The 9,167-nt window shown below is 42.0% G+C and carries 11 protein-coding genes; 7 read left to right on the forward strand and 4 right to left on the reverse strand.

Annotated features, from left to right (window positions below):
• Positions 1 to 2 precede the first annotated feature (2 nt).
• The 5 genes from gatA (at position 3) to G541_RS0104030 (ending at position 6,062) form a co-directional block, all read left to right on the forward strand.
• Positions 3 to 1,466 carry an Asp-tRNA(Asn)/Glu-tRNA(Gln) amidotransferase subunit GatA gene (gene gatA / locus G541_RS0104010; protein ID WP_027826572.1) on the forward strand — a complete coding sequence of 488 codons (1,464 nt, stop codon included), beginning with the start codon at positions 3 to 5 and terminating at the stop codon, positions 1,464 to 1,466.
• Positions 1,466 to 2,899, forward strand: coding sequence for an Asp-tRNA(Asn)/Glu-tRNA(Gln) amidotransferase subunit GatB (gene gatB, locus G541_RS0104015; protein WP_009550770.1), 1,434 nt, complete (start codon positions 1,466 to 1,468; stop codon positions 2,897 to 2,899). Before gatA ends, gatB begins: the two co-directional genes overlap by 1 nt.
• A gap of 29 nt (positions 2,900 to 2,928) precedes the next feature.
• The gene (locus G541_RS09345) at positions 2,929 to 3,888 is read left to right on the forward strand and encodes a diacylglycerol kinase (RefSeq protein WP_051012825.1); all 960 of its coding nucleotides are present in this window, start codon (positions 2,929 to 2,931) and stop codon (positions 3,886 to 3,888) included.
• A 101-nt stretch (positions 3,889 to 3,989) separates the two neighbouring features.
• Complete coding sequence (gene rlmD / locus G541_RS0104025; protein WP_027826573.1) at positions 3,990 to 5,360, forward strand: 23S rRNA (uracil(1939)-C(5))-methyltransferase RlmD; 1,371 nt, start codon at positions 3,990 to 3,992, stop codon at positions 5,358 to 5,360.
• A gap of 438 nt (positions 5,361 to 5,798) precedes the next feature.
• The gene (locus G541_RS0104030) at positions 5,799 to 6,062 is read left to right on the forward strand and encodes a hypothetical protein (protein ID WP_012846556.1); all 264 of its coding nucleotides are present in this window, start codon (positions 5,799 to 5,801) and stop codon (positions 6,060 to 6,062) included.
• A 52-nt stretch (positions 6,063 to 6,114) separates the two neighbouring features.
• Here the strand turns inward: G541_RS0104030 and G541_RS09350 are convergent, their stop codons facing one another.
• The 3 genes from G541_RS09350 to G541_RS10530 form a co-directional block, all read right to left on the reverse strand.
• A complete protein-coding gene (locus G541_RS09350; RefSeq protein ID WP_051174553.1) occupies positions 6,115 to 6,381 on the reverse strand; it encodes a hypothetical protein in 267 nt (88 codons plus the stop codon).
• A gap of 179 nt (positions 6,382 to 6,560) precedes the next feature.
• The gene (locus G541_RS09355) at positions 6,561 to 6,902 is read right to left on the reverse strand and encodes a restriction endonuclease subunit S (protein ID WP_155824488.1); all 342 of its coding nucleotides are present in this window, start codon (positions 6,900 to 6,902) and stop codon (positions 6,561 to 6,563) included.
• A gap of 291 nt (positions 6,903 to 7,193) precedes the next feature.
• The gene (locus tag G541_RS10530; protein WP_169439835.1) at positions 7,194 to 7,355 is read right to left on the reverse strand and encodes a hypothetical protein; all 162 of its coding nucleotides are present in this window, start codon (positions 7,353 to 7,355) and stop codon (positions 7,194 to 7,196) included.
• A 451-nt stretch (positions 7,356 to 7,806) separates the two neighbouring features.
• Here G541_RS10530 and G541_RS0104050 point away from each other — a divergent pair, with 451 nt between their 5' ends.
• Together G541_RS0104050 and G541_RS10610 are read left to right on the forward strand one after the other, a co-directional pair.
• Positions 7,807 to 8,415 (forward strand): DUF1349 domain-containing protein, encoded by a 609-nt coding sequence (locus tag G541_RS0104050; RefSeq protein ID WP_027826574.1) that lies wholly within the window; start codon positions 7,807 to 7,809, stop codon positions 8,413 to 8,415.
• 87 nt (positions 8,416 to 8,502) lie between these two features.
• Positions 8,503 to 8,658: a hypothetical protein gene (locus tag G541_RS10610; RefSeq protein ID WP_235720506.1), complete on the forward strand. Its 156-nt coding sequence runs from the start codon at positions 8,503 to 8,505 to the stop codon at positions 8,656 to 8,658.
• A 221-nt stretch (positions 8,659 to 8,879) separates the two neighbouring features.
• On the opposite strand, the gene G541_RS0104060 is transcribed toward G541_RS10610, so the two are convergent.
• Positions 8,880 to 9,167: IS30 family transposase (locus tag G541_RS0104060; protein ID WP_027826575.1), on the reverse strand; the 288-nt coding region annotated here is incomplete at its 5' end.

Here is a 9,167-nt window from a genome sequence, read left to right on the forward strand (position 1 = left end):
TGATGGATTACTTGAAACATGACTTGACATCGCTCCACCAAGGTCTGGTTAACAAGGACTTTAGTGCGGAAGAATTGGTTGCCCAAACCTACGATGTAATTGCAGAACGGGATGAAAAAATTGACGCTTTCTTGGCCTTGAACAAGGACCAAGCATTAGCTCAAGCTAAAGAATTAGATCAAGTGGGAATTGCGGCTGACCAAGTGTTGGCAGGGATTCCAGTGGGGATCAAGGATAACATTGTGACCCGTGACTTGACTACGACAGCTGCTAGCAAGATTCTGGAAAACTTTAATCCAATTTACAATGCAACAGTAATGGATAAGTTAGCGGCAGCGAAGATGATTACGGTTGGAAAGCTCAACATGGACGAGTTTGCTATGGGGGGTTCCACCGAAACATCAGCCTTTAAGTTGACCAAGAATGCTTGGGATCAGACTAAGGTTCCAGGTGGATCTTCCGGTGGGTCAGCAGCAGCTGTGGCATCCGGGCAAGTGATTGCGGCGTTGGGTTCAGATACTGGTGGTTCTATTCGTCAACCAGCCGCTTATAACGGAATTGTTGGGATGAAGCCTACTTATGGCCGGGTATCCCGCTATGGGTTGATCGCCTTTGCTTCTAGTTTGGATCAGATCGGACCATTGACCCGGACGGTAAAAGATAACGCCTTGATGTTAAATGCTATTAGTGGGGCCGATCAACATGACTTTACTAGTTCTCGCCGGCCAGTGCCTGACTTTACCGCTGGAATTGATGCTGGTGTTAAGGGAATGCGGATCGCTGTACCAAAAGAATACATGGGTGACGGGATCGCACCAGAAGTTAAAGATGCAATCAAACAAGCAATCAAGACTTATGAAGAACTGGGGGCAATAGTGGAGGAAGTTTCCCTGCCATACAGCAAGTATGGGGTGGCAGTTTACTACATCATTGCTTCTTCTGAAGCTTCATCTAACTTGCAACGGTTTGATGGTATTCGTTATGGTTTCCGAGCACAAGACGTTAAGAATTTGGAAGATGTCTATGTTCGTTCCCGTTCTGAAGGATTTGGGGATGAAGTAAAACGGCGGATTATGCTAGGGACATTCTCCTTGTCAGCTGGAACCTATGATAAGTTCTTCAAGAAAGCGGCCCAAGTTCGGACATTGATTTGCCGTGACTTTGACCGGGTCTTTGCTGATTATGATTTGATTTTGGCACCAACTGCACCAACAGTAGCATATGGGATCGGAGAGGAAATCGATGACCCGGTTACAATGTATATGAACGATATTTTGACAATCCCAGTTAACTTGGCAGGCTTGCCAGGAATGTCCCTGCCAGCAGGCTTTGCTAACGGATTGCCAATTGGAATGCAATTGATCGCACCACAGTTTGCTGAACAAACGATTTACCAAGCGGGATATGCGTTTGAACAGGCAACTGACTTCCACAAACAAGTTCCAACGATTGGGGGTCAAAACTAATGAATTTTGAAACAACAGTAGGGATCGAAGTCCACATCGAGTTACAAACGAACTCTAAGGCATACTCACCAACCCCAGTAGTGTATGGGGCAGAAGCCAACACGAATACTAACGTTATTGACTGGGGCTACCCTGGAGTTTTGCCCGAAGTTAACAAAGGCGCATTGGAGTACGCAATGCGGGCCGCTTTGGCTTTGAACTGTGAAATCGAACGGGATATTCATTTTGATCGGAAGAACTATTTCTACCCGGATAATCCTAAAGCATACCAAATTACCCAGCGCGAAACACCAATTGCTCACGATGGTTGGTTAGAATTTGAATTAGAAGATGGAACTAAAAAGAAGGTTCGGATTCATGAAATTCACGTTGAAGAAGATGCGGGTAAGAACAGCCATAACCCAGATGGATATTCATATGTTGATTTGAACCGTCAGGGAACACCATTGATTGAAATCGTGGCGGAACCAGACTTGACGTCTGCTGATGAAGCATACGCATACTTGACACGGTTGCGGCAGATCATCCAGTTCACTGGGGTTTCAGACGTGAAGATGGAACAAGGTTCAATGCGGGCGGACGTTAACGTTTCTGTTCGGCCAATCGGTTCTGACCAGTACGGAACACGGACAGAAATGAAGAATCTGAACTCATTTGAACACGTACGGAAAGGGATTGAGTACGAAGTCAAGCGGCAACAAGGAATCTTGTTGCAAGGGGGCGTAATCGAACAAGAAACAAGACGGTACGATGAACCTACGGGCAAGACATACCTGATGCGTTCCAAGGAAGAAGCAAATGATTATCGCTACTTCCCAGAACCTGACTTACCACCAATTCACATTGATGATGAATGGGTAGCTGAAGTAACAGCCTCAATCCCAGAAATGCCAGATAAGCGGCGGGAACGCTATGTCAAAGAATGGGGAATTCCAGAATATGACGCTGGCGTCTTGACTCAAACTAAGGAAATGTCTGACTTTTATGAAGCAACGGTTGCAGCTGGAGCTGACGCTAAGTTGGCTGCCAACTGGTTGATGGGGGAAGTGAATGCTTACCTCAACAAGAACCAGGTTGAACTGAGTGCAACAGCGTTGACACCGGAACACTTGGCAACGATGATTAAATTGATTGTAGATGAAACAATTTCATCTAAGATTGCTAAGAAAGTTTTCAAGGAAATTATCACAAACGATACTGAGCCACAAGCTTGGGTAGAAGCTAAGGGAATGGTGCAGTTATCAGATCCAGCAGTCCTCCAGCCAATCATTGATGAAGTTTTGGATAACAATGAACAATCAATCGAAGACTTCAAGAATGGTAAGGACCGGGCAGTTGGTTTCTTAGTTGGTAATATCATGAAGCAAACCCGGGGTAAGGCTAATCCGAAGGTGGTCAATAAGCTCTTAATGGCAAGTTTAAAGCAAAGATAAACGATACGATAGGAGTAGAGAGAACGTAAATGAGGAAGCGTTGTCGAATTATTTATAATCCCACTTCCGGGCGGGAAGCGATGAAGAGTAGCCTGGTAGAAATTCTAGATATATTAGAAAATGCCGGTTATGAAACGAGTGCTTTCGCAACGACAGCTGACCCTAATTCGGCACAAAATGAAGCACGGCGGGCAGCTTTGGATGGGGTTGATGTCCTGGTGGCAGCCGGTGGCGACGGAACCATTAACGAAGTTGTAAATGGAATTGCGCCGCTATCAAAGCGACCGAAACTGGGGATTATCCCGGCTGGTACTACCAACGATTATGCGCGGGCTTTGCGTATTCCGCGTGAAGATCCCGTTAAGGCAGCCAAGGTGATTGCTAAGGGGCTAACAGTGAACATGGATATCGGGCTGGCAGGTGACAAGTATTTTGTCAATATTGCTGGTGGTGGTTTGTTGACGGAGCTCACCTACGGGGTGCCATCACGGATTAAGTCCTTGTTTGGATACTTGGCATACCTGGTTAAGGGAGCAGAACTGCTTCCCCAGATGAAGTTGACTCCAATGCATCTGGAATATGATGACGGAGTGTTCGATGGGGATGCATCGATGTTCCTGTTGGCTTTAACCAACTCGATCGGGGGCTTTGAAAAGATTGTTCCTGATGCATCATTGGATGACGGAAAATTCACTCTGATCGTAGTAAAAACCGATAACCTGAGCGAGATTATCCAATTGTTAACGATGGTAGTCAATGGTGGAAAGCACATCAATGATCCGCGCATCATGTACGTTAAGACCTCTCAGGTGTTGGTCGAATCCAAGGATGGACAGATGAAGATCAACATTGATGGTGAATACGGAGGCGATGCGCCAATGTTATTCAAAGATTTGAAGCAACACCTACAAATCTTTGCCAATGTTGACAGTATTCCAGATCAGGCTTTAACGGCGTTGCCGGATGCACCAACAAAAGATAATGATTAGAGAAAACAAGCGTCTTCCAGACGCTTGTTTTTCTTTAGGTACGCCCTTTATAATGTTAATAATGATTATGCGGCGTTGCCGAGAGATAAGAAAGGGAAATTATGGCGAAATTAAACTTACCAGTTTATAAAAAACAGGAATTAACGGTAACTATTACTGACTTGACCTATCAGGGGCTAGGAGTAGCTAAAGTTGAAGGATATCCATTGTTCATTAAAGAAGCGTTACCCCAAGAAAGACTCGTGGTCCGTGTAACTAAAACGGGCAAGAACTTTGGCTATGCGCAAGCAGTGAAATGGTTGGAACGGTCACCAAAACGGGTTAAGACCAAAGCCAAATACTTGCAGACGGGGATTGCCCCCCTGATGCATTTGCAGTATCCAGCTCAACTAGCATTTAAGCAAAAATTGATTCAAGACTTGCTAGTCAAAGCACACTTAGGTCAAGTTGAAGTGGCGCCAACGTTAGGAATGGACCAACCATACGCCTATCGGAATAAGGCCCAGGTCCCAGTTCGGCAGGTTAGAGGGCAGTTAGAGATTGGCTTTTTTAAACAGGGAAGCCATGACTTCGTCCCCCTGGAGGATTTTTATATTCAAGATCAACGAATTGATGAGATCTTAGTTACGGTGCGGGATATCCTCCGTCAGTATCAGATTGCAGCTTATGATGAAGTTCATCACCAGGGGGTAGTTCGGCATATCATGGTGCGACGGGGGTATTACTCCCATCAGGCAATGGTTGTTTTGGTGACACGGACTAAGAAGCTACCTCATGCTGAAGCAATTGCCCAGGCTATCCAGACTGCTTGTCCGGATGTGATCAGTATTTTGCACAACATTAATTCGGCTAAAACAAACGTCATTTTAGGTTCAACAACTAAATTATTAGCGGGAAATACAGAAATTGAAGACCAGTTGAATGGATTGACTTTCAAGATTTCAGCTCAGTCCTTCTACCAGGTTAACCCGACCCAAACAGAACGTCTTTATCAAACAGCGATTGCCCAGGCCCAATTGACCGGGCGAGAAACAGTTATTGACGCTTATTGTGGGATTGGGACGATTTCTTTGAGTATGGCCCGCCATGCGCAACACGTTTATGGGGTAGAGATCGTGCCTCAGGCGATTGAAGATGCAAAGGAAAATGCCCGGGTAAATAATCTAACTAACCTGACCTTTGAGGTGGGGGAAGCAGAAACATGGATGGCTAAGTGGCAAGAACAAGGAATCAAACCAGATGTGATCATGGTGGATCCACCCCGAAAGGGCTTAACTTCCAGCCTGATTCAGAGTGCAACGGCAATGAAGCCAAATAAGATCGTCTATGTTAGCTGCAATCCAGCGACATTGGTCCGGGATATTCGCGAATTTATGGATTATGGTTATCACGTGACTAAGCCAATCCAGCCAGTGGACCAGTTCCCACAGACGACGCATGTTGAGAGTATCACAGTACTGTCGAGGAGCTAAGCGACAAAGAGAGTGCTAGTGATACTCCATGCGATAGGTTTCCAAGAACGAGGAGCGATAACGACGAAGTGATTGGTTAAACCGAACCGTTGAGAGCGTAACGGTCCTTGAGCGCCAAAAGTAGGGTGCCAGAAACAGCGCTGTTAAGGCATTTATAAAAGCAAAAAATGTATATCTTTTTGTGACCAGTTCCCACAGATAGATACACTTTTTTGTTGCTCAATCAGAAACGTTGATTTAATAGGCTTTGTCCTTAGTGGTGATCAGTTTCCACAGACTACCTGCAAAATTGGCTTAATTTCGGGGCGACCAATTCCCGCAGTTAGTGTTGATATGTTCCCGCAGATTGAGTTGATCAATTTCCACAAAGGAAGAGACAGTTTCCTACAGTTAGGTGTATAATTACCTATCAACTTATTACTAAAGGGGCAGAGTGATATGAAGAAAAATGATGTTAAGCTACAGACTAAGGTAAACAATGATTTGCGTACTGAACGTGAACAACAGTATCGGCGGATCATTAAAAGGCATCGGGCAGCATGGTTAGTTTTGTTTATTGCCGCAATTGCGCCAACCGACTACTCACTAGCCCATCAATTAATTTGGCTGCACTATATTTTCGTTGCTCTTTTTGCAGCGACTACCATTTCCATGGGCTATTGGCATCATCGGTTAAATCAACTACTTCATCCCAAAAACTGATAAATGAAGACAAAAAAACCAGCCAAATTAGCTGAGTGCGGTAATGGTTAACTTACATTTTGACTGTAATCACTTCACCATCCTTGAAAGTAAATTCAATTTTGCTTTTGTAGATGGTGATTTTTTCAATCAAGAGGCGGACCAATTTCTCATCAAACTTGATGAGGCCGCCTTGGTAGGTCTGGAAGAAAGATTGGATGTTTTTGAGGTTGGAGCGTTTGATATCGTGGTCGATTTCCTGTTGGATAAGCTGTTCGCGTTGTTTTCGTAGAGCCTGGACTTGATCGGTTAGTTGAGTAACGTTCTTAATAATGCCCATCTTAAGTCGTGAAGCCATCCTGGGTTTTTGTGCTGATAGTAAATGATACGGGAAATGATAGCTGGTTGATTGCTTTCCTAATAGTATTACGGAACTTACCCTATAATTTTTGACGCGCTACAGTATAGGTTTTTTAGAAGGGTAATGAGGAAATCAAGTTGCGTGAAGAAGGTCTATATCTACTTTTGTTCTCTTCTATTAGGTAAGCACCATTTTAAATTCTTAAAATCAGAATAACTGATACTTCTATCATTGCGAATTTCGTAAGCAACTTTTACAAGACTGTTTACAAATTTTAGGGATGTAAATATATACTTCCAAAAATAGAAATCTTGGTTATCATCAACAAAATTAATAACGGTATATGCTGGGGAAGTTATTCCTTCAAGTTCTGAAGCAGCAAAACCATCTTGAAATGATCTTAGATAAATTACAAAGTCCCCGGGTTTTACTCGCATATAACTTACTTCGTTTTTCTTATTGTGTAGAATATCATAACCACTTTCTGTTCTAAAAAACATACCAGTTTTCCAAGATGTTGAAATAAAAGGTAATTGAGGATATCCTTTGTCTGAAATAGATTTAAAAATATCTTCAAGCTTTCGTTGTCTCCAAGCAGCAGATTTTTACGCTAATATTTCTGGAAATTTTGTTACTAACAATCATTGATGGTAAAATACTGATGCACTAAAAAAACAAGCAACTTTAAAGGCAATGTTTCATTAAAAATAGTCCTCAACCTACCAAAGTTAACGAGCCAAGCTTTTAGTATTACATAGAAGATGAATATTAGTCAGCGTTAGTTATTTGGACTACTTCTTAGACTCTTTTTTAGCTAACTCTTCTCGACGTTGCTTGATGGCTTCTTCAATCCTCACTAGATCTTCTTCCTTAGCTAAATTAAGAATGTATTGTTGAGCTCGAAAAGTCTCTGAAGCATTGTTCCATTTACTGATTAGTTTAAACATACTCATTGCTATTTCACTCCTTGTAGTATTCAATAACTAAATTATAGCATCGATCCCTTGAACCATTGTTATAACGCACTCGACAGGCACTAAGTACGCTATAACATAGTAGCGTTCATTGAGTTCCTGTTAGTTGATGAAATGCTAAAATAGTGAGACTGGGTATGATAAGCAAGCACTCATCTTAGTTAAATTGCTGTAGAAATTCATCCCTAGAATACTGCAACAAACTGCACTACCACAACGTTTGAGGTGATGTGTGATTAGGATAAGGCGGACGCCACATGTGGAGAGTGTGACGGTGCTTGAACGGCGAAAGTAGGATGTCATAAATCGCGTCGTTCTGGCATTAATAAAACAAAAAAATGTTTATCTTTTTGTGACTATTTTCCACAGATAAAATTTGCTAATTCCTATATAATTAGATCTAGAAGTTAATAAAAGGTAGAGATAAAAAATGAAGATTAAGGCAACAGAATGGCAATGGACCAGAAAACCTAAATCCTACACAATTTCGGATGATAAGATTGAAATTACTACAACTCCCCACACCGACTTATGGCAACGTACTTATTACCATTTTAGAAATGATAACGCCCCAGTTCTCCAAGTTAAAACGGCAGATAAATACTTCTCCTTTGTAGTAAAAACAGAATTTGATAGCAAAGTCCGTTTCGATCAATGTGGTGTAGTTATGTATTTAGATTCTGAAAATTGGTTGAAGGCATCAATCGAATATGAAAATCAAGAATCTCAACACCTAGGCAGTGTAGTTACCAACAATGGCTATTCTGATTGGGCAACGACTGAGATAGACGCTAATACCAAGCAAATGTGGTATCGGTTAAGTCGTCGAGAAGATGATTTTTGTTTAGAGTGTTCAGAAGATGGTGTTAAGTACAAGCAGATGCGAATTTGTCACATGGCGAAAGCTAGTGATGAAATTCAATTTGGCATCTACGCTTGTTCACCGGAGGAATCATCGTTTAAAGCGACATTTACTAATTTTGAAGTGACAGAATGTAAATGGTTAGCTCATGATGGTCAAGCTCCAGATGAGAATTAGGTTACTTTGATGAATGCAAAAGGCTCCCACCCAAATTGTTGAATTTAGATTTAATTTGCAAATTAAAAAAAGGGGGGAAGAAACTAAATGCAGAAAATCAAATTGATGTTTGAATTTATGCACGGTCCTATTTGGCCTTCGTCCCCTTTTACCGGTCAACCAATGACAGATATTAAGTTAGTTGATAATGATCCAGATTTAACTCTCATGGGCAGGTTTGTTGCTTTAACGAGATTACTCTAGCAAATCATAAACAAGAACTTGTAGATTTAGTGGTCAAAATCAAGAAGCGGTTAGTGAAATTAAACCATGGAGAATTTATCTTGAAAGACCGGGTTACTAATTATTTGAACGATGACAGCTAAAATTGCACACCTTAACAGTAATCACTTAACTATCTTTGAGGGAAAAATTCAATCTTGTTTTTTGAAAATGGTAGATTGCAATAAATAACTTGAACAAATTTAATGACGCAGATTAAGCAAAAAGATCTCAATTGGAGTTCGCCAGTTCAAACATTTGAGTGGCCGTGAATTCAGATACCAGTTAATCTGAATCAATTCATCATCACTAATCTCTTCAATTGGCTGACCCTTAGGAATAAATCGCCGTAACACTCGATTACGATTCTCATTACTACCACGTTCATGCGGAGAATAAGCATGGGCAAAGTACAACGGCACGCCGGTATTTTTCTCAATTGATTGGTAGTTGGCGAACTCTTTCCCGTGATCAACCGTCAGTGTCTTGAG

Origin of the sequence: Ligilactobacillus saerimneri DSM 16049, from assembly GCF_000423265.1 — a bacterium.
Taxonomy (GTDB): Bacteria; Bacillota; Bacilli; order Lactobacillales; family Lactobacillaceae; genus Ligilactobacillus; species Ligilactobacillus saerimneri.